Origin of the sequence: Sporocytophaga sp., assembly GCF_017745095.1 — a bacterium.
GTDB lineage: Bacteria > Bacteroidota > Bacteroidia > Cytophagales > Cytophagaceae > Sporocytophaga.
On sequence record NZ_JAGHZZ010000007.1, the window covers coordinates 109,675 to 133,225 of the forward strand.

General features: G+C 36.4%; 14 protein-coding genes. 1 reads left to right on the forward strand and 13 read right to left on the reverse strand.

All coding sequences use genetic code 11. The annotated features are described in order from the left end of the window. Positions 1–283 precede the first annotated feature (283 nt). From J7604_RS12275 to J7604_RS12315, 9 genes are all read right to left on the reverse strand, one after another. Positions 284–760 (reverse strand): hypothetical protein, encoded by a 477-nt coding sequence (locus J7604_RS12275; protein ID WP_293896306.1) that lies wholly within the window; start codon positions 758–760, stop codon positions 284–286. A 64-nt stretch (positions 761–824) separates the two neighbouring features. Further along, complete coding sequence (locus tag J7604_RS12280; protein WP_293896309.1) at positions 825–2,690, reverse strand: arylsulfatase; 1,866 nt, start codon at positions 2,688–2,690, stop codon at positions 825–827. 17 nt (positions 2,691–2,707) lie between these two features. Then, positions 2,708–3,613: a sterol desaturase family protein gene (locus tag J7604_RS12285; protein WP_293896313.1), complete on the reverse strand. Its 906-nt coding sequence runs from the start codon at positions 3,611–3,613 to the stop codon at positions 2,708–2,710. A gap of 144 nt (positions 3,614–3,757) precedes the next feature. Beyond that, complete coding sequence (locus J7604_RS12290) at positions 3,758–5,326, reverse strand: sulfatase (protein ID WP_293896316.1); 1,569 nt, start codon at positions 5,324–5,326, stop codon at positions 3,758–3,760. Between the two features lie 120 nt (positions 5,327–5,446). Further along, positions 5,447–6,940, reverse strand: a complete 1,494-nt coding sequence (locus J7604_RS12295; RefSeq protein ID WP_293896319.1) for a SusD/RagB family nutrient-binding outer membrane lipoprotein — start codon at positions 6,938–6,940, stop codon at positions 5,447–5,449. Positions 6,941–7,023: 83 nt separating this feature from the next. Further along, positions 7,024–10,263 (reverse strand): SusC/RagA family TonB-linked outer membrane protein, encoded by a 3,240-nt coding sequence (locus J7604_RS12300; protein WP_293896322.1) that lies wholly within the window; start codon positions 10,261–10,263, stop codon positions 7,024–7,026. Between the two features lie 1,021 nt (positions 10,264–11,284). Next, a complete protein-coding gene (locus J7604_RS12305) occupies positions 11,285–14,641 on the reverse strand; it encodes a cellulase family glycosylhydrolase (protein ID WP_293896325.1) in 3,357 nt (1,118 codons plus the stop codon). A 561-nt stretch (positions 14,642–15,202) separates the two neighbouring features. Continuing rightward, positions 15,203–15,652, reverse strand: a complete 450-nt coding sequence (locus J7604_RS12310; RefSeq protein WP_293896328.1) for a PepSY-like domain-containing protein — start codon at positions 15,650–15,652, stop codon at positions 15,203–15,205. A 100-nt stretch (positions 15,653–15,752) separates the two neighbouring features. Continuing rightward, complete coding sequence (locus J7604_RS12315) at positions 15,753–16,736, reverse strand: hypothetical protein (RefSeq protein WP_293896331.1); 984 nt, start codon at positions 16,734–16,736, stop codon at positions 15,753–15,755. Between the two features lie 245 nt (positions 16,737–16,981). Here J7604_RS12315 and J7604_RS12320 point away from each other — a divergent pair, with 245 nt between their 5' ends. Beyond that, complete coding sequence (locus J7604_RS12320) at positions 16,982–17,113, forward strand: hypothetical protein (RefSeq protein ID WP_293896334.1); 132 nt, start codon at positions 16,982–16,984, stop codon at positions 17,111–17,113. A gap of 143 nt (positions 17,114–17,256) precedes the next feature. On the opposite strand, the gene J7604_RS12325 is transcribed toward J7604_RS12320, so the two are convergent. From J7604_RS12325 to J7604_RS12340, 4 genes are all read right to left on the reverse strand, one after another. Then, positions 17,257–20,454, reverse strand: a complete 3,198-nt coding sequence (locus J7604_RS12325) for a CusA/CzcA family heavy metal efflux RND transporter (protein ID WP_293896337.1) — start codon at positions 20,452–20,454, stop codon at positions 17,257–17,259. 12 nt (positions 20,455–20,466) lie between these two features. Beyond that, positions 20,467–21,426 carry an efflux RND transporter periplasmic adaptor subunit gene (locus J7604_RS12330; RefSeq protein WP_293896340.1) on the reverse strand — a complete coding sequence of 320 codons (960 nt, stop codon included), beginning with the start codon at positions 21,424–21,426 and terminating at the stop codon, positions 20,467–20,469. An 11-nt stretch (positions 21,427–21,437) separates the two neighbouring features. After that, positions 21,438–22,688 carry a TolC family protein gene (locus tag J7604_RS12335; RefSeq protein WP_293896343.1) on the reverse strand — a complete coding sequence of 417 codons (1,251 nt, stop codon included), beginning with the start codon at positions 22,686–22,688 and terminating at the stop codon, positions 21,438–21,440. 75 nt (positions 22,689–22,763) lie between these two features. Then, entirely contained in the window at positions 22,764–23,159 is a 396-nt protein-coding gene (locus J7604_RS12340) for a hypothetical protein (RefSeq protein ID WP_293896346.1), read from the reverse strand. Positions 23,160–23,551: the final 392 nt, after the last annotated feature.

Sequence of the window (23,551 nt, forward strand, 5' to 3'; positions counted from 1 at the left end):
AAGTTATAAAAATACAATATAATTCTCAGTCATACAGAGGACTTGAAAATTCAATCCTGACAATAAGAATCTATCTATCTCGTTAAGAACATTTTACAATTATAGTTTGACAAATAAAATTGAATGAAAGTAAAAAAGTTTCATAGCTTAAAGTACAAAAAAATAATCAACTAGGTATTCTAAAATTAAGTTAACATTAGACTTCAAATCTTTTTTCCATTATTGAATCAATAAAATTCATAAAGTCAATGGGAATGTTATAAAAAATTAATCAAATAATTCTTTATTCTGCATAACTCGAACGGAATTTTACTCCCCATTTGCCATTCTCTTTTGTTACAATATAAAGCGATTCATAAACACCTATCAAACTCCCATCAGCGCGATAACGTGAGAAGCGAGTATCTACATGAACTTTATCTGCTGATGCCTGCACTATATTTCTATGATCCCATTTGCTATGATGCCAGCCTGATTTTTCAAGTCTGATAAATACTGTAGAATCCAATGTAGCACTTTCCAGAACAGACATTTTACCACTCGCTAAGCGGTAATGAGGAAAATGATATGTCAACTGCCATGCCTTTGCATCTTTGGAATTAAAGGCATTCATGTATTGATCAAGAACCTTAAGAACATCTTTTTTAACCTGAGTATTGATATCATGCGTGCCCCTTTCATTATCATTAGAAACAAATGAAGCACTTACAAATAGTGCCGTTATAAATAAGAATGCGCAGAACATTGTATAATATTTCATATTTACATTGCTTTTATTTTATATTAAAAATGGTGGAGGCATTTCATCCTCCACCTTTGAATTGTTACTCTTTTGCTTCTGAAATATTGGGCTTTATTACTGCTTTAAAAGAACCTCTGTTCAGACAATCAGTCCAGTCGATAAGCGGATAAACATTATACTTTCTGGCTTCCGCATCAAACAAGGCTTTCAGCTCTTGTAACTTCTCAGGATATTTGGACGCAAGATTTATACGTTCATTAAAATCTTCATTCAAATTATATAACTCCCAAACATCCTTTTCAAAATTCCTTTCCACTTTGTTTTCTCCAGGATATGAAACAAGATCGTAGAATGCAGGTGTATGAGCAGCTTCAGCCTTCCAGCCATCCTTATATATAGATCTTGATCCGAAAATATTATAATATTGAACTGTATGCTTTGAAACAGCGCTTGCATCATTCAAGGAATATGCCAGACTTGTTCCTTCAATTGGCTTTTGTTGTATTCCTTTAATGACAGGCTGAGGTTTAATTCCAGTCAATTCAACTGTAGTAGGAAAAAGGTCAATCAAATGTCCATATTGAGTCCTTATTGATCCTTTATCTTTAATACCTTTTGGATAAAAGACAATCAAAGGGTTCCTGGTCCCTCCTTCTGAGTTAGCATCTTGTTTCCAATGTTTAAAAGGAGTGTTAGCAGCCTGTGCCCAACCAATAGGGTAATTTGTATAGGCCTCAGCTGAGCCGATTTTATCATAGTTCTTTAATAGATCTCTTAAGATTTCATCTTCAGGGACAGTATTCTTGGGTGAAAATTCACTTTGAATAACTCCATTTTTTGCACCTTCCTGACTGGCTCCATTATCTCCTATAACAATAAATATAGCCGTATTTTCAAGCTGTCCAGAATTCTTAAGGTGACTTACAATTCTTCCAATTTCATGATCTGTGTACTCAAGAAATCCTGCATATACCTCCATGAAGCGAGCATAGATTTTTTGTTCTTCAGGTTTAAGATCTTTCCATGCTTTCACCCTTGAATTGCGTGCAGGCAATTGAGCTGTTGCTGGTACTACTCCAAGCTTCTTTTGATTTGCAAGTACCTGTTCACGGAACTTATCCCATCCCTGATCAAATTTACCTCTGTATTTATCACTCCATTCCCTCGCCACCTGATGAGGAGAGTGAGTAGCACCAGGAGAGAAATATAGGAAGAATGGCTTATCAGGAGCTATTTTCTTTTGATTGGATATATAGTTGATTGCTTTGTCGGCAATCAATTCATTAAGATGTCTTCCATCGGATTTAACATGTTTATTATCCTCAACAAGATCAGGCTTGTACTGATCAGTAGCACCACTAAGAAAGCCATAAAAGTGGTCAAATCCCTTACCTGAAGGCCACCTTTCGAATGGACCAAGATCAGTAGATTCATCATCTGGGGTTAAATGCCATTTACCAAGAGCATAAGTATTATAACCATTTTCTCTGAATGTTTCTGCTACTGTGCCTGCCTCTGAAGGAATATGGCCATCATATCCAGGAAAATCAGCTGAAAGAAAATCATGTGGGAATCCTCCCATATGAACAGAATGATGATTCCTACCTGTAAGTAAGGCTGCTCTTGTAGGCGAACATATTCCTGTTGTATGAAAATTGGTATATCTTAAACCATTGTTAGCAAGACTATCAAAAGTTGGAGTATTGATCAATCCGCCGAAAGTAGATGTGGCACCGAATCCAACATCATCAAGCAATATCCATATCACGTTAGGAGCACCGGCTGGGGCTTTCTTCAGATACGTAACCTTATCGGGTTTTGATTCTGAAAGTGTTTTACCAATCGTTCCTTCGAATTTCTTGTTCTGCGAAAATGCAGGCAAAGCAAGCCCTGCACCCAATACAAGTACTGATGCAAGCTTTGTTGTTTCTCTTAAAATCTCTTTCATTATTTCCTTATTTAATGTTAGGCATTTTTTAATTCCTTTATAACCTCTAAATCATCCCCTTCCTCTTTTACTTCTGGTCCATCTTTAGCCAGCTCACTACTTATGATTGGGGATTTGAATATTGGCCAAAGCCATTGTGCATACCATGGATCATCTTCATAGTTGGATATGCCGTACTGCTTTGGAAATTTTCTGCTAATGTGAGCGGTTCCAAATATTAAATCCCAGATAAACAGAATACCTCCGAAATTCCCCTTATAATATCCAATGCCATCACCGTGAGAAGCCGCGTGATGCGCATGATGTGTAGCTGGCGTTACTAAGAGTCTTTCCAAAAACCAGGCAACAGGATGTAAAATCTTATATCGATACAAAACCTTATCCCATTTTACACTTGTATGGCAAGCATAGGACCAGACTGTCTGAAACCCGTTAAACAAAAGAGCAGGACCACCAAGACCCAGATAGACCAAAGCCGCAGTAATATAGAACTGAGATAGAAAGGCTACATAAAAAATATTTTGTCTGGAATTCACCACAACACTCATATATCTCGCTGAATGATGTGTCCTATGGAATCGCCACAATACAGGTATCTGATGATGCAGACGATGATACCAGTATTGAGAAAGATCAATGGTGACCAGAATAATAAAAAATCCAAAAATAAATGGTATCCAGACAAAAGCATCTTTAAGACCAGGAAGAATAAATGGTAATATTTTCAATGAAAAGAAGCCTATAAGGGCCGAAAAAATAAATCTTGGAGCGATAAGACATACGATATCAAGTATCTTATCATTCTTCGACCATTTGCCTTCGAGCAAACCAAAGAATAATTCAACAGAACCGAGAATAAGGATAAATACCATAATCCCCCATCCGTTGAGATTTTGTATTGCAGATTCAAAAAACTTGATCATATGTATATTAGTTAATGGCCCATATAAGTAATAGAATTGCTACTGTGACTAATGTCACAGGAAGAATAAAAACCAGTATAGAAGCTAGTATTTTCTTGCCAATGAGTATGAGATCCTTTAAAATCATATATATATCCTTTATAATCAAATAGGGAAATAATTGAACTCACCATTGTTATTATATTTCATATACATTACACTTGGCCAACGAGGAGCCTGAACACTATTTTCCCATTTTAACAGTTCTTGTTTTAACTCATCTACTTTTCCTTTATTCGTAGAAGCGAGGTTATGACTCTCCGAAACATCATTCTTTAAATCAAAAAGCAATGTTTGATTTTCTTTTTCATTGATATATAATTTATAATCACCTTTTCTTACAGCCTTTGCAAATCCGACTCTCCAGAAAAGGCTTTCATGCGGTCTCTCTTTCTTTTCACCATTCAGGTATGGAATAAGGTTTACCCCATCATAACTTACATCTCCTGGAAGAGATGCTCCTGTTGCTGCTGCTATGGTCGTAAAAAAGTCAAGAGATGAGACCGGCTGATCAAAATCTTTCCCTCCCTTTATGACAGCAGGGTACTTGATAAAGAATGGAACTCTGATACCTCCTTCGAAATTAGTAGCTTTACCGGCTCTTAAAGGTTTATTATCCAGAACATGCGTGTAAGTTGCGCCCCCATTATCACTTAGAAATATTACTATTGTATTATTATCAAGGTTCAATTCTTTTAACTTGCGGGTAATAACTCCAACGGCATCATCAAGAGATTTCACCTGAGCCTGATAGGCCCTTTGAGTGCTGTCCTTAATTGAAGTAAGTAAATCGAAATCTGATTTCTTTGCCTGCACAGGATCGTGAGGAGCGTTGAATGCCAGATACAGAAAGAATGGATTATCCTTATTCCTTTCAATAAAGTCAGCAGCTTCATTACCAAATCTTGTTGTCAGGTATTCCTTAACTTCTGTTTCTTTTCCATTTTGTTGCACAGCTCCCCAACCACTTCTCTTTTCTTTGAATACACTTTTATCCCAAAAAAGATGAGATAAATGACGTGATATCAATTGAGGATCGCTAACCGCTCCATAAGTGGTGCCACCTCCAAGTATTCCATATGAATAATCAAAACCTTGCTTTGAAGGAATTAAATCTCCGCCTTCTCCTAAGTGCCATTTTCCTACCCATCCTGTTTTATAGCCTTGTTCCCTCAACAATTCCGCGATAGTTATTTCCTGTAAAGGAAGCCCTTGTTTAATCTCTGAAAACTTCTTTACATCAAGGTCTTTATCGAAGACGACATCAAACTTATTTAACCAGGCACTCACCTGGGAGATTTTGGTTTTATCTGCATTTTCAATTCCCCACGTGGCAGCCGATCCTACTATAAACTCAGAACCGAATCGTTGCTGGTATCTTCCTGTGAGAAGACCAGCTCTGGAAGGACTACAATATGCTGCACTTACATATCCTTGGTTGAACTTCACTCCTTCTTTCCCCAAAGCATCAATATTGGGTGTATTAATAAGTGTATTTCCATAAGAAGATAAATCATGATAGCCAAGATCATCAGCCAAAATGATTACAACATTGGGCTTCTTTCTTGCATTCTGAGGACCTTCAAATTTAGCTTCAGTAATAAAGGACCATAAAACTGCACCGGAGGCAATTGCCAGGAATGCGATACTTGCTTTTATAATTTTATTTTTCATAACCTTTCAGTCTTGGGCTTTAGACAATATGCGTCACTCCTGCCTGTCTGTATAAAGAGACAGGCACTCGGAATGAGCATAGCAAAACATACTTGAAAATTTATACCTCTACAACAATTATTATTTATCCCACCATAAGCGAGGCACCTGATGATTAGAAGTTTTTGTTGGGATATTAGAATTTAATACTTCTTCATTCTGAGGATATGGTAGCCTTCTTGGAATCCCGCCACCTGGATTGGATGCATGATCTCCATCAGAAAGCAAATTCAATTGAGGATAACCTGTTCTTCTATAATCCACCCAAGGCTCAGGCTGAGAAAATAATGAAATATATTTTTGAGTAATGATCGTTTTAAGGTCTTTATCATAGTCTCCTGTCAGGACTGCCTTAGTATTGATATAAGCGGTTCTTTTAACCTCAGTTGCATTCGTATCTGCAGGATCTGAAACAATTTTATTAAATGAAGCACGCACAGCATCCTGCAAAGCAAGCTGCGCCCCTCCATCAGCAAGTATAAGTCTTGCTTCTGCCTCTATAAGTTTATTTTCAACAAATGATGTAAAAATAACCTGAGAAGTTCTTGAGGCTACAAAAGATCCAGGAGTTGAAAAAGCGATAACACCTTGTGTAGGCAAACCTACATATTTTCCACCTGCAGGATTTATTAAATAGGCTCTTCTTGGATCAATCAGCGATACCGTTTTATTTCCGGGATCTGTTGCTTCATTTCCATTCAGAAGGTTTACGATTGCCTTTCCTGCAACTATCCAGTTTGGTCTGTATGAGCCATATTGAAATATTGGATTTGAAGTTGTAGGAGCTGTAGTATAACTTACTGCCAAATCCCCTGCATTTGAACTGATTCCTTTTGATGCATATGATAATGCTTTAGTTGCAGCATCTGTTTTATCAACTTTGGATAAATGAAGTGCGTATCTAGCTTTTAAAGTCCATGCCGCTGCTATCCATTTGCTCACATCTCCTTTAAAAATAACATCATCGGAAGACGGGACAATTCCACCCAGGTTTGCTGTCTTGGGCTTACTAAGTTCCTGAATAGCGGAGTCAAGCTGAATCTGAATATTGGTATAAATATCCTGTTGCCTGTCATATTTTGGTAATGGGGAAGTATTAATCTGTAAGGCATCTGAATAAGGTATATCGCCGAACACATCGGTAGCAGTGCCTATTCCTACCACAAATAATATCCTTGAAATACCGGAATAATAAGGTAATCCTGAAGCTTTAGACTTATTAATAATAATCTTCAGGTTATATAAAGTACCAGGATATAAAGCAGACCAATAATCATTGAAATAAGAATTGGCTACTGTATAGTTTTGTACTGTTGAAGCAAAGTCTATATTTCCAGCAAAATGTTGATTATAAATACTCACATATGGTCCCAGCTGAGAGCCTTGTGCAAAGGATAACGACAACTGAGCTCCTGGCAACAATGTATTAACAGACGCATCAGAAGGCACATTAGGATTGATATTTGTTTCTTTAAGGTTGCATGAAAAAACCAGTAAAGATGCAGCTATTCCTATGGCGACAGACTTGACAGGCTTAATAATCCTTAAAATATTTTTAGTGTTTATTGTTTCCATTAACTTATTCTTTTTTGATTGTCTCTACTATCGGACTTCCCGGTATTACTCTTTACTGATCACCAGTAATCTGAACTAAATGATTAGAATACAATATTGACTGCGGCTCCATAGCTATGTGTATTTGGAGGCGTCCAGAAATCCACACCTGGGTTTGAACCAACCTGACCTGCTCTAACCATCATATCAGGATCAGAACCGGAATAATTTGTTTTTAACAAGAAGTTTCTAGCAGATAGTGACAAAGTAGCCGCGCTTACTCCAAATCTTTTCAATGCTGTTGCAGGTAATCTGTAGCTAAGGCTGACATCCCTCAGTTTTATAAAATAAAGATCTTTCTCAACGAATAGGCTATTTGTCTGCAGCGTCGTAGAATATAAGGCTTGAGTTTTTACTACCTCTATGTCATTAGCTGATCCATTACTTGCCTTTACACCTTCGAATACCATCTTTTCTCCTCTTGATTCTGTTGAAGCATCGGTTCCGTTAAGCACCATTTGTGATCTTGCAAAGTTTAAAATATCAAAACCTACACGAGTATCAAGAAGGAATGAAAGAGAGAAAGCTTTATAGGATAGGCTGTTTCTTAAGCTTGCATTAAATTTTGGATTAGGATTACCAATAGGACTTTGAGAACCACTTACGAATGGTTTTCCATAATTAGTGCTTTCAGGATTATCATCAATGATTATCTTGCCATCTGAATTTCTGATAAAGTCGGTCCCATAAATAATTCCGAAAGGCTGGCCAGCTACTGATGAGTTATTCAGACCGTTTGATATCTGTTCTACACCAGGTGCAAGCTTAACAACCTTGCTCACATTTTTATAGTAAATGAAATTTACATCCCATGCAAAATCCTTAGTCTCTACTGGAGTTCCATCAAGAGACAATTCAATCCCTTTGTTTGTTACTACTCCGATATTTCTCACGACTGCAGTTGCTCCGCTCGAGTATGGCACTGTAGCCGGAATGATCTGGTCTTTGCTTTTGTTAGAATAATAAGTTGCATCAATACCTGCTCTGCCTTTGAAAAATCTCAATTCACCTCCAATTTCAAAAGATTGAATTTTCTCAGGTCTAAGATTCTGATTACCCTGAATTAAGGCACTTGACAAGGTTGTAGTTCCGTTAAAAGGTCCCTGATAAGTGGATTGCAAGAAGTTATTAGATAGGGTTGTATTGTTATAATAAGTTTGAAGTGAATATGGATCTGTGTCATTACCTACTACCGCATAAGTAGTTCTTAACTTTCCAAAGGTGAAATAATCATTCTTGAGCTTAAGTGCATCTGAAAAAACAAAAGATGAACCTATTGAAGGATAGAAAAATGAGTTTTTACCAGCTGGCAGAGCAGAAGACCACTCATTTCTTCCTGTAAAATTTAGGAACAGCCAACGTTTATATCCTACAACAGCATTACCATAAAGAGCAACAAGCTTCTTTCTCAGTGTCACTTCATTTGAAGATATAATGGAAGCATTAGACAACATGTATTGGTCAGGTACAATCAACCCATCGCCTCTTGAAGTCAACTGATACCTCTCTGAATTGTAATAGTTCTGACCGAGGTTTAGAGTAAGCTTTAGGTCTTCATTCAGATTTCTGTCCGCAGAAAGAAGTAAATCATGATTGTAGTTTTTTTGAGCAAAATTGATAACGTTTACCAATCCTTGCCCCACTCCTGCGCTTCCATTAGCAAAACCAGAGTTTCTATAATCTCTATAATAATCGATACCAGGTCTGAAAGTAGCTTTTAACCAAGGTAAAAAATTATAATCTAGCTGGGTATAGGCTATAAATCTGTTAACTTCGTCTTTTTGAGGGTTTCTTTTAAGTGTCCAGTAGGGATTATCCCAGCCATTGCCCTGTGCAAAAGATCTGGATGCCCCCCACGGTTTGGTTGCAGTTGGTGCAAGCTGATACGCATCCTGATGTTCCCATGGTTTGTCATATCCATTAGTTATATCAAAGGTAACTGGAGTATTTGCAAGAGCTCGCAGATAAGATGTAGGATATCCCCCGCCGAGAGCTCTGTTATTAGATCCATCATTAGCATAAGTAAGTCCCAATGCTACTTTGAATTTTTCAGTAAAATCATAGTCCCCATTGAATTTGGCTGAAGTTCTTTCAAAATCAGTAGTAGGGATAATACCAGTTTGATAAAGTCTTCCAAGGGAAGCATAGTAAGAACCATTGTCTGATCTGCCCGCTATGTTAATATTGTAATCTTGAGTAATTCCTTTAACAAAAAAATTCTTCTCATTATCATATCTGTTCACAGCTACTCCGTTTGAATATGGAGAGCTTTTCCCTACAATAATTCCATTCTTATCATAGTCATAGGTTTGACCCGGTGCAGAAGCTACAGCGTAGGTAAGAGTATCCAACAATGCTCCCCAGCTGTTTTGATTGGCCAGACTATACTGTCCTGCAGATCCTTGAGAATATTTTGTTTGGCGAGGTTGAATACGTCTATTTATTTCATCTATGGTTATGGAGGAACTTACACTCACCTGAAGTTTTTTATCCGTAAGATTTCTACCTTTTTTTGTATTAATAATAATTGCTCCGTTTGCAGCCCTGATACCATAGAGTGCAGCAGCTGCAGGGCCCTTCAGGACGGTGATATTTTCAATATCATTAGGATTTACATCAATTGCCCTGTTTGAAGGCTGAGATAGAGAATAGCTATTCGTTATATTTCCAGCAAGATCTCCAACGCTATTATCAATGGGAACACCGTCGAGTATATACAAGGGGTTGTTATTGCCAAGAAGGGAGGCACTTCCCCTTATACGAATCTGTGATGCTCCACCGGGAGATCCGCCGCTATTAGTTACCTGCACACCTGCAATCTTCCCACTCAAAGCTGTGGTAACATTAGGTTCACCGGACTTTAAAATCTTATCACCTTTAATCTCGGTAATAGTATTGGTTATTGACTTACGTTCACTCTCAATTCCTACCGCTGTCACAACTACTTCAGACAACTGCTGTCTTGATTTTAAAGTAAAATTCAATTCAGCTTCTTCTTCATAAACTTCAACTTCTTTGGGTGCGTATCCTGCATATTGAACCAACACAGTAAAGGGAAGCGGAACATTAGTCTTTAATTCATACTCTCCATTTTCATTTGTTGCTGTTCCCTCTTTTGTTCCTTTTATCTGAATGATAACTCCAATTAATGCCTCTTTAGTAGTTTCATCATTAATCCGTCCCTTCAGGACAGACTGAGCGAGAACAACAGAATGTATAGTTAACAGAGTAATCGTAGCTACCAATACTCTTATAGTTTTTTGATCTGTATATAATCTTCTCATATCGTTTTATAAAATTCTATTAATAATTAAGCATGAGTCAGACGCATGGACAAAGCTGCGCCATTACACAATATTCCTGTGTTTAAAGAGACACAATAAAGTCTACTAATTTGATAGGCAAATCTAAATCAACTTTACAGTGATTTACAATTCAGTCTGTTGCAATAAATGACACGTTACCTATAGAAGAACAAATTGAAAGGGATGAAAAAATATGAATTCAATAAAAGTGATACTTGATAATCTTCAACAATATCAAGGACAACAAAGGTTAATTGAATTTACTATTCAACATTTATAGATATAGTAAAAGACTTTAATCCGGTCGGTTAAGCTACCACCAAAATAAACTCATTATTAAAAACTTACCTATTAGAAAATGTGATTATCAAAGATAAACTTTACTATTATTCATTTAAAAACCTAATCAATGTTATCACATCAATCTAATATGAGTAGACAATTATATTTGATTTTATATTTTGCATAAAGCAAGATGTCCGATATTTTGGAAGAAGGATTTATCATTAGAATGGAAAAAAGTATTCGCGATATTTAAACAATCATTAAGTGTAAAATAACTTTTTGAAAATATATCTCTGATTTATTGCAGGTTTAAAAAACTTATATAACTTTGCCATTCACCATAGCTGGTTGAACATAAAAACACCCCCAACGTTTTTTGACCTTCTCAGACGGAGAAGGTTTTTTTTTTTGAATATGCAAATCAATACCCAAGCTAAGCTTAGTTAATATCTTTATCACTTCTACCATCTTGTCTTTATCTAATTTATCATTTCGCTACATTTCAACTTATAATTGCTTTGCTTAAGCTATTAACTCTACCAACATCAATACATTTATCCTCGACCTATATTCCATTCAATATTCTTCTCCAACTGTCCTGATCAAAATAACATTACAGTACTTCATTTAAAGTTTTGAGTAATTTTTATTTCATATAAACAAAAAAAAAGACCCGCCTTTCGGCAGGTCTATTTTGTATTAAGTTTAATACTTATTACTGTTTTACAACAGACTTAATAAGGTTTCCAGACTCTGACTGGATATGTACAAAATACATTCCTTTGTTCAGATTAGACATTCCCACATTCAACGTATTCTCATTAGCAGCTTCGAATACAACTCTTCCAAGCATATCAACAAGCTTCACTGATTTGTTACCGTCAACTTTAGTCATATCGATTACCAGGTTGTCAGTTGCAGGGTTTGGATAGATCTCAACCATACCGTTCAATGCTTTGCTAATAGAAGTGATAGCAACTACTTTAACATTAACATCAGAAGTTACAGCAGTACAAGGAGTATTTCCGGCAACTGTATATCTGAATGTATAATCTCCTTTTATAGTAAGACCACTTGCAGTTACAGAAGCAGAGTTTGCAGAAGGGCTATAAGAAACATTTACTCCTGATGGACCATTCAGAAGACTCCATGTTCCGGTAGCGGAACCTGTAGCTGAAAGATCAACTGTAGGTCCTTCAACAGCGGTCAGAGCTGATCCAGCATTTGCAGTTGATGGAGCAACGATAGTAACATTTACAAGAGTACGTGCACTTTCGCAACCCGGGTTAGTAGTAGAAACCTGGCTTACATAGTATGGTTTCACACCTACTGTTGCAGTTGAAGGAACTGGAGCCACGTCAGATGCTGTTCCACCTGTAGCATCTGTATACCACTGTAATTTATTTCCTGAAGCAGCAGCGCTAGCTGTAAGTGCAACAGCCTGAGCTCCCTGGCAATAAGAAACATTCTGAGCAGTTACAGCACCAGGAGTTGTACAAGTATTTTCAACTGTTACTACTACGTCAGATACAGCAGCAGCACAACCACCTGTACCAGCTACAGTATATCTGAAAGTATATTCACCAACAGAAGTCAATGTTGAGGTTGTTACAGTTGCACTAGCAGCAGAAGGGCTGAAAGTTACAGTAGCACCAGTTGGGCCAGTTACAAGACTCCAAGTACCAACAGCAGAACCATCTCCTGTTAAAGTTGTAGCTGTTCCTAAGGCAACGGTTTTATTCGCACCTGCGTTAGATTCAGCAGCTGGATTTACTGTAACAGTAATGGCTTTACGAGGACCTTCACACACGTCAGTGCTTGGAGAAGCCTGGCTTACATAAAATTTGTAAACACCTGCAGAAGCAGTAGAAGGAATTGGAGCGTCGTCAGATGCAGTTCCACCTGTTTCAGAGGTATACCATTTCAATTTCAGGCCTGCATTTCCAGTAGCAGATAAAGCAGTTGGAGCAGCATTTTGGCAATAAGTCTTATCAGAAGCTGTTGGAGCTATAGGAGTAGTACAGATGTCTTTTCCAAGAGTTGGATCCCCTAGTTTCAAACCAGAGAAAATTATAGTCTGATCCGTGAAAGCTTTAGGAGCATACGTAGGAGCACCAACATCGGCACTATTCACCGGAATAATAACAACCTCTACAACTTTGGTAAAGTCAAAATCAGTATTATTCAAGTTTATATCTTTTGGAAATGATGGAGAATTTGGATTATTGATAGTGTAAGCATTTTTAAAATCAAAAGTAAATAATTTTGAATCTTTAGGTGCTAATGCTACATAATCCGGAGTTATATGATTTTTACTGAAACCGATTTCATACTTGTACCAGTTTTCAGGTTTTGTTGCAGCTTCATTCGAAAAGTTTTTATTGATAGCTAATACAGTACCGTCAGCATCTTTCATTTGGAACTTCAGATCAAATGAATTTGTATTAGTCGCAGGAGATGTAACTGTAACTGATAAAACAGCATTTTTAGATAAGTCCAAAGTATATTTTTTCTTTACCCCACCTTCACAGTACTCTCCGAAGTTGAAACCTATTACGTTATATGCATTTGCTTCCTGAGAAAGAAGGTAGCTTAAGGTACCATCTCCTGCTCTTGTAGCTTCAGCTTTGAATGGAGTTGTCGTACTTCTGTCTTCAAACCAGTATATACCTGCAGCTGCTGCAGGAGAAGAGACAGAAACAGAACCGCAATTAGTCGCATTTATACCTCCTGTCATTTCTGAAAATTGAGTTTTCGCCTCAAACTGGTCTGTAATACCGGTAGTAGCTACGTTAGAACTTCCAACAATACTGATTACATAAACTGGAGAAACTCCAATCTCATTTCCTGAAGCATCAAAAGATTTTGCAGTGATGTTATGACCACCAGCTGATAGTTTGTCAGTGGTATAGGTATATGGACTAGTAGTAGAAGTACCTAGCACAGTTGTTCCATCATAGAATACAACTTTGGCAATTGAAAAACCGGTACTTACTGTAGTAGTAGCACTAATTGTTATCGATTCACCCTGATCATACTGAGTCTTTCCTCCGGAAAATGAAAGTGTAACTGAACCTGTTGCTACATTTACATTACATTTTCCTTTAAGATATGCCTTTACAAGTTTTCCAGACTCAGTCAATTGATTATCTGTCCAGCTAGTTGCACTTTGAGTTCCAGGAGTTAAAGCTGCTGATGTTTCTGATTTATTTCCGATAGACCAATTACATGAGCTAAGTTTATTTGTTTCCAGGAAATTCCACCATACTTGTGATTCAGCAGCATCAAAATTACCGTTTCCTGATGCGTGACAGGTTCCATACTCGGTTACAAACAAAGCCACTCCTTTACTTAAAGCCTGAGTAGCTTTTTGCCTCAACCAATCTCTATGTGTATATGCATAATAGTGAAGAGTATAAGCAATGTTGGTTCCGGTTACCTGATCATTTGCGGCGATATCAACATCCTGAGAATAGTTTCCTGTTCCGCAGATAATGATGTTGTCATCAATAGCTCTGATCGCACTGATCACTGCATTATGATATGGTTTGATTGTTCCAGACCAGGATTGAGCAATTGGCTCATTGTATGGCTCATATAAGACGTTGGGAACATCCTTATATTTGGTTGCAACTTCTTTAAAAAAAGTTATTGCCTGACTTTGATAATTTTCAGCTTTATGAGTATGAAAATCTACAACAACATAAAGACCATATTTAATACAAGCATCAATTACAGCATATACCTTTGCCTTTTCTCCGTTTGGATTACTGATATAGTTATCATTTCCAGTTTCAACGGACATTGCAGCTCTAACTACATCAACACACCAATTATCTCTTAAGTTTTTAATTGTAGTTTCGTTATAGAACCCTGAACCTTCCGGATAACCGCTCCAGAATAGTGACATACCACGAAGTACTACCGGGTTACCATTACTATCGGAAACCTTTCCGTTAAAGATTTTAAGTTGTTTATACTTATCTACCGGAGACCCCGCCGGGGCTTGGGCATTTGCAACAAGGATGCTGCAAAAAAACATAGCAAAGGCTATGAGCTTTGTTTTGTACATGTTTATATTCATAAGATCTAATTTTCGAATTTACGAATGTAAGGATTTGATGAATTAATTCAAAAAATAATCATTAAAGTGCAATCCTTAACTATAAACAGAAGAAATTGTTCGAGAACTTAAATTTTAAACTTTTAGCATCCAAAAATTCATATAGTCATATAAAACAGGTAATTACAAAATAGATCTGTAGCCAAACCCTTATACTCCATCACTTTAAATAAAAAGTAAATTCTTTAAAAAATTCAATTAAAAATCCAGATTAAAATATCCTCTTTAAAATTTAGTTCAATTATAATTTCACGAACAAATGAGTTATCGGTATAATTTCTTCCAAATTAATCCTTCACATTTTTTTCAGAAATAACGTCTCCATTTATCAAACTAATAAGGCACCAATAGATTCCACTTTAAAATCGTCAAATTGTATAAAGCAATCCACTTTTTTGGTACTTACACTTTTCTCCATTTGCCCTGAGAAACTATATAAATCTTTTATCATTGCTTCATTAATTAAATCCCGGGGATAATTAATATAATATAGATCCTAAAGGATTAAGATTATTTAGTCTGAACAAGCTTTCCTAGTTTTGTATAATAAAGCTTCACTTTTCTTTTTCTTTTTTCCACTTCAATAATATAGAGCTTTTCACCTTCTTTTTTATGAAACTCTTCTGTGTCTTCTATCTTCCACTTTGCAAATTCAGATTGAGAAAAAGCTTTTTTCACATCAGATGGTATGTCATCCATCTCTATATCTATTTCCGTTCCTATATAAGTGCCATCAGGACGAAATATTGCTTCCATCTCTTTTCCCTTATTCATAAATTCTGCTTCATAAACATTTTCCTTTTTCTCCAACTCCCATTCATAGACGAACATATTAGGATACAATTCATAGAAACTATTTCTAACAGCATCAGGCACATCATTCTCAGAAAGCTCTTGACAAGTTGCTGAAAGGCTTATAATAGACATAAGACATGCTGAAAATAATATTCGAAACCTCATATATCAGTTTTATATTCTTAATGTAGACATTTAACAAAATAAGTTATCAATTCTCCTTGTAATTAACTTACTAAGTAAAACTTAAGACGTTTAACATTACTTATTCCTTTTCCAGGTATGTTGCAAGTTTTGTCAGGTCTTGCTTCATAAGAGTAATATTGGCTTGCAGCTGATCTAGCATTCTGGCTCTGGCTTTCAAACTTTCAGAAGTATACTGACCGCCTTTACCAAAAAACAATGCTACCATATTCTGTTTATGTTTGCTTTCTTTTTCTTCCCATTCATAAATGGCCTTCCAACCTTTCAGAATTTGAACCCGGAGTGAAGGCTCTTCTGGTTTCTTAGGATTGTAATAATTGAAATAATACCAGACATGTGCTGGAAAAAGCAATGAGGTTTCTTTTCCATTCCATATTTCCTCCAGATGGTTTCGAGGGTGATAAAATTCTACTTTAGGTTTGGATGTAAAAATCATAAAGCCCAATATAGCTTCTGCAATGCTACCTCCCACTTCTACTACATATTCCATGTCATTATTTTCATTAGTGGCAAATAATATCCCAGAAGCTATTGTTGCAATTGCCCCTACACTGATAGCCGCCACCGTTAGCTTTGTTTCTCTGTCATCTTCTCGTTTTTTAAGATAATAAGAGATTTGATCTGCTCTTTCTTCTTCGCAATCAATTTCAGAAGCAACGGCAGATATCTCAAGAGAAGCACGTTGAATAGCATTAGAAAGCTTTCTGTCTAAATCCAATATATTTATTTTGTTTTCAATACTTGGTGTTGAATTATATCTTTTTTCAGCTTCAACATAATCTGTCAGCAAATCAATTATTCCAATTGCATTTGCTATTTTCAAGCCTCCCTCCGAAAATCTTCCTACGAGTGCGGTATCCAGTTTGAGGTTATAGAATGGTTCAGGAAAATTATCAACAGTGTAGTTATATAAATTCTGCTGATTACAGTTAGAATTCAGCTCTTGTATAGAAGATAATTTCGAACTTTTGCATGAAAAGAGAAAAAGAATAGGAAATACAATTCCTAAATGCCTAACTATTGATTTAACTTCTCTTGAATACATATTGAAGGAAAACGGTCTTTCATTAAATTGAAAAATGTATTAATGTTTTAAAAATAGAATTCAATTCTGGAAAAAATTAGAAAGAAACCTTCAAATAAGGCTTAGAAGAGAGCAAAATATAAAAACAGACCTGTTATTCAATTATCGAAAAATGAGGTATAGAACCACCAAATACAACAGTTTCCTGATAATCAAACAAACAGGTCGTTTTATTTAATAAACCGGTTATCCGCAAATCGAAACTGATGATTGAACCACCAAATACAACCAGTATCGAAATGAAAATTCCAGGCTATATCATAGAGCATATCAAATCTGATTGGGCATTGAGCTTTATTCAAAACCCATTACCCTACCAAACTGATAGACAAATATAAAGTATATTAAAGGGGCATTGCAAGGCTTTTTATATCTTTTCGTGGAGAATACCTAATTCGCATATAATTTAAAGTCAAAAGCCTTTACCAACATAGGTATATCCCTAAGCTGACAAAGGCTTTCAACAATGGATGATTCACCGTTAAAATTTTTCCTGTGAGTTACTCAATTTCTTTAATCTCCATTTAAAAAAGCTGAAATAAATACTCGGCAAAACAATTGGTATAAGAAGCAAGCAAGTCAATAGACCTCCAATAATTACTGTTGCCAATGGTCTCTGAATATCTGATCCGATACCATTACTTGAAGCTGCAGGAAGTAATCCTATCAGTGCTACAGTGATCATCATCAGAATTGGTTTTATTTGAACAAGAGAAATTGATATTATCCTTATTCTAAGTTCCTTCAAATCAGTATATAGGGAAGGTGAATCCTTTAGTTCTCTGTTATAAGCAGAGACTAGTAATACTCCTGCCATAATTGCTACACCAAATAAAGATACAAACCCTACACCTGCTGAAACATTAAAGTAATAACCCCTTACCCAAAGAGCTGCAAGGCCACCTAATATTCCGATTGGAAGGCAAAGAATCGTTATCAGCATACTGATCACATCCTTATATAGAATAAACAGCAACAGACTTATGAGTAGTAAAGTAAATGGAATTGTGTATGACAATTGATTCGTAACCCTGTCGAGGTTTTCAAATTGGCCCCCCAATGCAGTTTTGAACTTCTTGGGAAGTTTCATTGCTTTTAATTTTTTGGCTACCTCTTTGGCAAAGCCCCCCTGATCTCTTCCTCTTATATTCGCTCTTACTGTTATAATCCTTTTGCCTTCAACCCTGTAGATATTTGTTTGTCCATCAACCATGCGAATATCTGCCAGTTCGCTCATAGGTATCTGACTCCCTGTAATAGAAGGTACCAACATTTTCTTAACATCCTCTATTGAGCTTCTGCTTTCTGGCAGGAATCTGATAACAAGATCAAATCTTTTGGTTCCTTCATAAACAGTACTTATTGTTTTACCACCAATTGCGGCTTCTATCATGAGCTGAATATCACTAACATTAATACCATATCTGGCTGCATTCTCTCTGTTAATATTCACAACAATCTGCCCTTGCGGACCTTCCTGCTCAATACCTACATCGCTAGCTCCCGGTATTTTTTCTATAATCTCCTTTATTCTGTCTCCTACGCTTCTGATCTCCGTGAGATTTTCTCCTGCAATAGTCACCGCAAGATCCGCCGCACTACCGTTTACTACCTCAGTCACTTGATCAATAATAGGCTGACCAAATGCAAAATAGGCTCCCGGAAATGCCTCCTTAAGTTCAGTCTTTAACTTTAAAACAAGTTCAGCTTTTGAAGTATCATTAACCCATTCGTTATAGGGGTTAAGATTCATAAGAATTTCAGTCCTATTGGCACCGAATGGATCTGTACCTTCATCGTTTCTTCCTGTTTGAGTAAGAATGCTTTTAACCTGCTTGTGTTTGGCAATAATCTTTCTTATTTCAGGAGCCAGTTTTGCGCTTTTATGAATTGAAATTCCACTGGGTAGATTACATCTGAAAAAGATAGATCCTTCATCAAGGGGGGGCAAGAATTCGGTACCAGTGCGAGCTGCAAGAATGCCAATGGCAGCAATAATCAGGAAAATTAAAAGAAATCCAAAATTAGGAATACGCATTGTTCTGATAAGCGTTAATTCATATGGATTAATTTTCTTGAGAGGAGCAATCGCCTTTCTACCAATTTCTGCTAGAGACGAGAAGATATTTTTTCTGGTGTTATAAAAGCCTTCGCCGACTTCTTCAAATTTCTTTTTATAAATAAATGAGATAAGTACAGGAACCACTGTAATCGAACAGATAAATGAGCCCAGTATGGCAAATGAAATAGTGAAGGCCATTGGAGAAAAAAGTTTCCCTTCTATTCTTTGCATTGCAAACAATGGCGTATATGCTATTATAATGATAACAACTGAAAAGAATAATTCCTTTCCAATCTCTTGGGCAGAGTGGGTTGTAAAATTATAAATTCCACCTTTTCTTTCTCCGACGGGGGCTGATTTAATAGATCTCACCAAGTGCTCCACCATAATACAAGCTCCGTCTACAATGATTCCAAAGTCAATTGCGCCAAGAGAAAGAAGGTTAGCCGGAATGCCCGTTATTTTCATCATAATGAATGAAAATAATAATGCCACCGGAATAGTAATCGCTACAACTAAAGCAGAGCTAAAGCTACCCAGAAACAATACCAGGATTATTACTACGATCGTGATTCCTTCAATTAGCGTATGAGATACCGTTTCAAGTGTAAAATCTATCAGATTGGATCTATCATAGATCACATGAATCTCTACTCCTTCCGGCAAATCATTACTGATTACTTCATTGAGTTTTTCCTTGAGTCTTTTCAAGGTTTCTTTTGTATCTTCTCCCCTCTTTAATAATACTATACCTTCTGTACCGGAATTTTCACGTATTCCTTCAGCAGGAATAGAATAACCGAGTATACCAGACGGATAAGGGGGGCCAATCTCGATACTTGCAACATCTTCCAGAAATACTGGAACGCCTCCGGAAGATGAAATTACTATTTTCTTGAGATCATGAACATTCGTAACAGCGCCAATACCTCTGACAGCAAAGCCCTGTTCTCCACGTTCAATTATATTACCTCCTGTATTCAGGTTATTATCTTCAACGGATGAGATAAGGTTTTTTAACGTAAGATTATATTTTTTTAATCGTTCCGGACTTGTCAGGACCTGATACTGCTTCAAAGGGCCTCCAAAAGAACTGATATCAGCAATACCAACTGTTTGTAACAGCTTAGGAATAATTACCCAATCATTAAGGGTCTTGAGATCCATAGGGGTATAGTTCTCATTTCCCCTAACCACGTATCTCAGAATTTCTCCTGTGGGTGAAGAAAGCGGTCCAAGCTCAGGTGTCACTCCAGGCGGAAGCTCAGCATTCTTCAACTTTTCTGAGACATATTGTCTTGCAAAAAAATCTTCAACGTTGTCATCAAAGGTAAGCTGCACTACGGATAAGCCAAAGATCGTTCTTGAACGTCTGAAAATAACGCCTGGAACGCTGTTCAAACTTCTTTCAATAGGCATCGTTACCTGTTGTTCTACCTCTTCTGCAGCCCGGCCCTGATATTGTGTTATGATAACAACATTGGTATCAGAAATATCCGGATAAGCTTCTATTCTTAGAATGGTATATACATATATCCCTCCGATAATGATAGCAAGAATCCCTGCAATAGGTACCCACCTGTTTTTAATGGAAAATGCAATAAGTTTTGAAATCATCTTGCCAGGTAATTAAAAACCAAAACTTAAACCTTTCAATAACATTGCACCTTCATAAACAATGGAATCCCCTTCTTCTATTCCGTCCAACAGAATAATATCTTCGCCCATTTCGTTTTCAGTAATGACTTCCTTACGTTTAATAATGCTCCTGTTTTTTACAAAAACATAGTTCTTCCCTTCAACAGATATTACAGATGAAACCGGTACGGATAAAGAATTCTCTTCTTCTATAGGGAATTTTACTTTAGCATACATGCCTGGCTTAAACCTTTCCCCAGGGTTAGCAAGGGTAATTCTCACCTTTGCTGTACGTGTCTGTCTATCGAGCACATCACCCACTGCAGTTATTTTACCTGTGAATCTTTCGCCCGGATAAGATGTAAAAAGTACTGTGCAAGGCTTACCGTTCTCAAGACTTCCTATAATATTTTCCGGTACATTGGAAATAAGCCAGATGTTCCCGGGAGGAATATCTGTCATTGTAATAGGGTCAAAACCTCGCATACGTAGCTGTCCTTCTTTTTCGGCCATTTCCGTTGCCGCATCGGTAAGTCCTGTTTCAGCTTGTTTAAGCTCAGTTCCTGTTGCAGCCTTGTGAGCATACATATCCTTTACTCTTTGTAGATAATCGGAATCTCTCTTATAGTGTGCTATACTTTGCAAATACTCTGTATAAAGCTGATTCAGCTCTTCATCATCAAACAGAATAATTGTATGGGCTTCTTTCAATCTAGGCTTCAGAATACTGGCAACAACAGTAGCTGGAGCCATATATTCGCTGTTAAGAGCCTTTTTCTTTGCGGCCATAGTCTTAAAAACTCCATTTTCACTTTTCAAAACTATGACCTGTCCATTATTCTTGACAACAGGATCTAAAAAATCACTATTACTTGTTTTCTCTTCGTCCTTCGTGCAAGAAACAAATAATAGAAATATGATTATATAAATAATGTTTTTATAACCGAACATAACCAATAATATTAAATTGTTAATCTGTCTAATATGGACGCCACATACAACAATTCGATCTGACTTCTTTTCAAATCATACTGCGCCTGGTTGTGTATAAGCATGGCATCATAAAAAGTTCTCTGCGCTTCCAGAAAATCAATGATAGTGGTATTGCCTTTCAGATAAGCATATCTGACTATTTCAAGTACCTCTTTAGATTGATTCAAGATCAATTGAACCTGAACTACATTGTCCTTTTTCTGAAGGTAGGTATTATAATTATTTCTCAACTCAACCATCACTTGGAGTTTCAATGCCTCCAAAGCAACTCCAGACTTTAGCTTCATTACTTTGGCTTTTTGAATCTCACCTTGATTCCTGTCAAAAAAAGGGATGGGCAGAGTGAGATAAGTCCCATAATAGCCCACTGAATTCTGAGGATTATAAATACCTCCAGCTTCTATATTTGGCATTGCATAGGCTTTCTGAAGTTTCTCATTAACTTTACTTAATTCATTTTCATAATTCAAAGCGGCAATATCCGGTCTTTTCTCAAAGGCCATTTTCATCATAGTATCCAGAGGTTCTATCAACGACTCTGAAAACAAGCTATCGGAATCTTCAATTGTTACTGAATCAGTGGTACCTAAAAATATCTCAAGCGTTTTAAGCTCATTCAGGTAGGTCCTGGTGGTATTGCGTTCCTGCAAGGAATATTGCTCGAACAGAATTTTAGTTCGAATCAATTCAGACGGAGTGATTACTTCATTTTTCAGCCTGACCTTATTAATATTGACGAGCGTATCAATATTGGCTTTTACTGTTTCTAGCAGATTCAGATTCTTTTTATAAAGCCACAGTTCGAGATATTTGAGCGACACGTTCAATAAAAGGTTACGCTCCGTCTCCTGAATATTCTTTTTAGTGATATAGGAGTTTACCTCAGCATATTCTATTTTATAATCTCTCTTGTGAAATGTCTGAAACTGTTTGGTAAATTGATACCACACCTGCCTATTTGAAGCATTAAGATATCCTCCCCTTTCTGGGAATGGACTGTTTCTTGCAGCACCTACCTGAAGAAACTGGTTATTAAATACTGGATTTGGTCTTAGTCCTGCAGATACAATATCAGCATTTGCCATTGAGGAGTCGTAAACAACAGCCTTCAGAAAGAGGTTGTTTTTTCTCGATAAACTTAAAGCCTCTTTGAATGAAACCTTTGTTTGGGCAAAAACGGAATGTACGCATAGAATAAAAACCAGATAAATGTTTTTCATTCTAATGGGAATAATTTAAAAGAAGTAATAAAAGGGATTTTTGTTTTCTGAATGAGCTTCAGAAAATTCGACTATTTAGGAAAGTACCAAAAGTGAAATGTATCGTGGAACACCTTTTCTGTAAGAGATAAAATTCAGTTCTCTTATATTTTCTGAAAGAATCTTACTAACTATCTGATCTTTTGGAAATAAAAAATCTACATTTAAAAATGGTAATATCCAAAAGCAAACCTTTATAATAGAAACTGATTCTTCTTCCGGAGAAATCTGATAATCATATTCATCATCATCCTCATCTTCCGGATTTGAATCTGACATACCAAAAATATCTTCAAAGATTAATTCCGTAACGGAATTAATCTCTTCTTTTTCCAAACTATTCTTGCCCGAAAAGGAAGAAAACTCCGGAAACAAGAGACTTGAATTCAGAATAAGAATTACAAAGAGATATTTAAGAACCTGAAAATTCATTTTATTTATACAAAATTATCCATTTTATAGAAATATTAAAATCCGTTTTTTCCGAAGATCACCATACATCTAAATAAAAAACAATTCTGAATTATTTTCTTCCTATATACCGACATTTATCTTATCTGTATACCTTTGGTGATTATGGTTCTGGAGGTATACGATCTTTTACTAAATCAGGACAAGTTGTCAATACTTTAATTACAGACACAGATTATAGGACTTCATCTTTTGGGGAAGATGAAGAAGTTACTCTTTATGTTATTGATATTAAAAAATTGTATCTTCAATAGCTTGGTCAAATGGAACCTTAGCTTCATTCCGCCTTATTCCAATAAAAAAAACAGCTTTTTATAACACTAAATCATAATGAAACAATACACAATGTTTCC

Coding starts and splice junctions, on each gene's coding strand:
- J7604_RS12275 (WP_293896306.1), bottom strand. CDS start 760: ATGAAATATTATACAATGTTCTGCGCATTCTTATTTATAACGGCACTA.
- J7604_RS12280 (WP_293896309.1), bottom strand. CDS start 2,690: ATGAAAGAGATTTTAAGAGAAACAACAAAGCTTGCATCAGTACTTGTA.
- J7604_RS12285 (WP_293896313.1), bottom strand. CDS start 3,613: ATGATCAAGTTTTTTGAATCTGCAATACAAAATCTCAACGGATGGGGG.
- J7604_RS12290 (WP_293896316.1), bottom strand. CDS start 5,326: ATGAAAAATAAAATTATAAAAGCAAGTATCGCATTCCTGGCAATTGCC.
- J7604_RS12295 (WP_293896319.1), bottom strand. CDS start 6,940: ATGGAAACAATAAACACTAAAAATATTTTAAGGATTATTAAGCCTGTC.
- J7604_RS12300 (WP_293896322.1), bottom strand. CDS start 10,263: ATGAGAAGATTATATACAGATCAAAAAACTATAAGAGTATTGGTAGCT.
- J7604_RS12305 (WP_293896325.1), bottom strand. CDS start 14,641: ATGTACAAAACAAAGCTCATAGCCTTTGCTATGTTTTTTTGCAGCATC.
- J7604_RS12310 (WP_293896328.1), bottom strand. CDS start 15,652: ATGAGGTTTCGAATATTATTTTCAGCATGTCTTATGTCTATTATAAGC.
- J7604_RS12315 (WP_293896331.1), bottom strand. CDS start 16,736: ATGTATTCAAGAGAAGTTAAATCAATAGTTAGGCATTTAGGAATTGTA.
- J7604_RS12320 (WP_293896334.1), top strand. CDS start 16,982: ATGATTGAACCACCAAATACAACCAGTATCGAAATGAAAATTCCAGGC.
- J7604_RS12325 (WP_293896337.1), bottom strand. CDS start 20,454: ATGATTTCAAAACTTATTGCATTTTCCATTAAAAACAGGTGGGTACCT.
- J7604_RS12330 (WP_293896340.1), bottom strand. CDS start 21,426: ATGTTCGGTTATAAAAACATTATTTATATAATCATATTTCTATTATTT.
- J7604_RS12335 (WP_293896343.1), bottom strand. CDS start 22,688: ATGAAAAACATTTATCTGGTTTTTATTCTATGCGTACATTCCGTTTTT.
- J7604_RS12340 (WP_293896346.1), bottom strand. CDS start 23,159: ATGAATTTTCAGGTTCTTAAATATCTCTTTGTAATTCTTATTCTGAAT.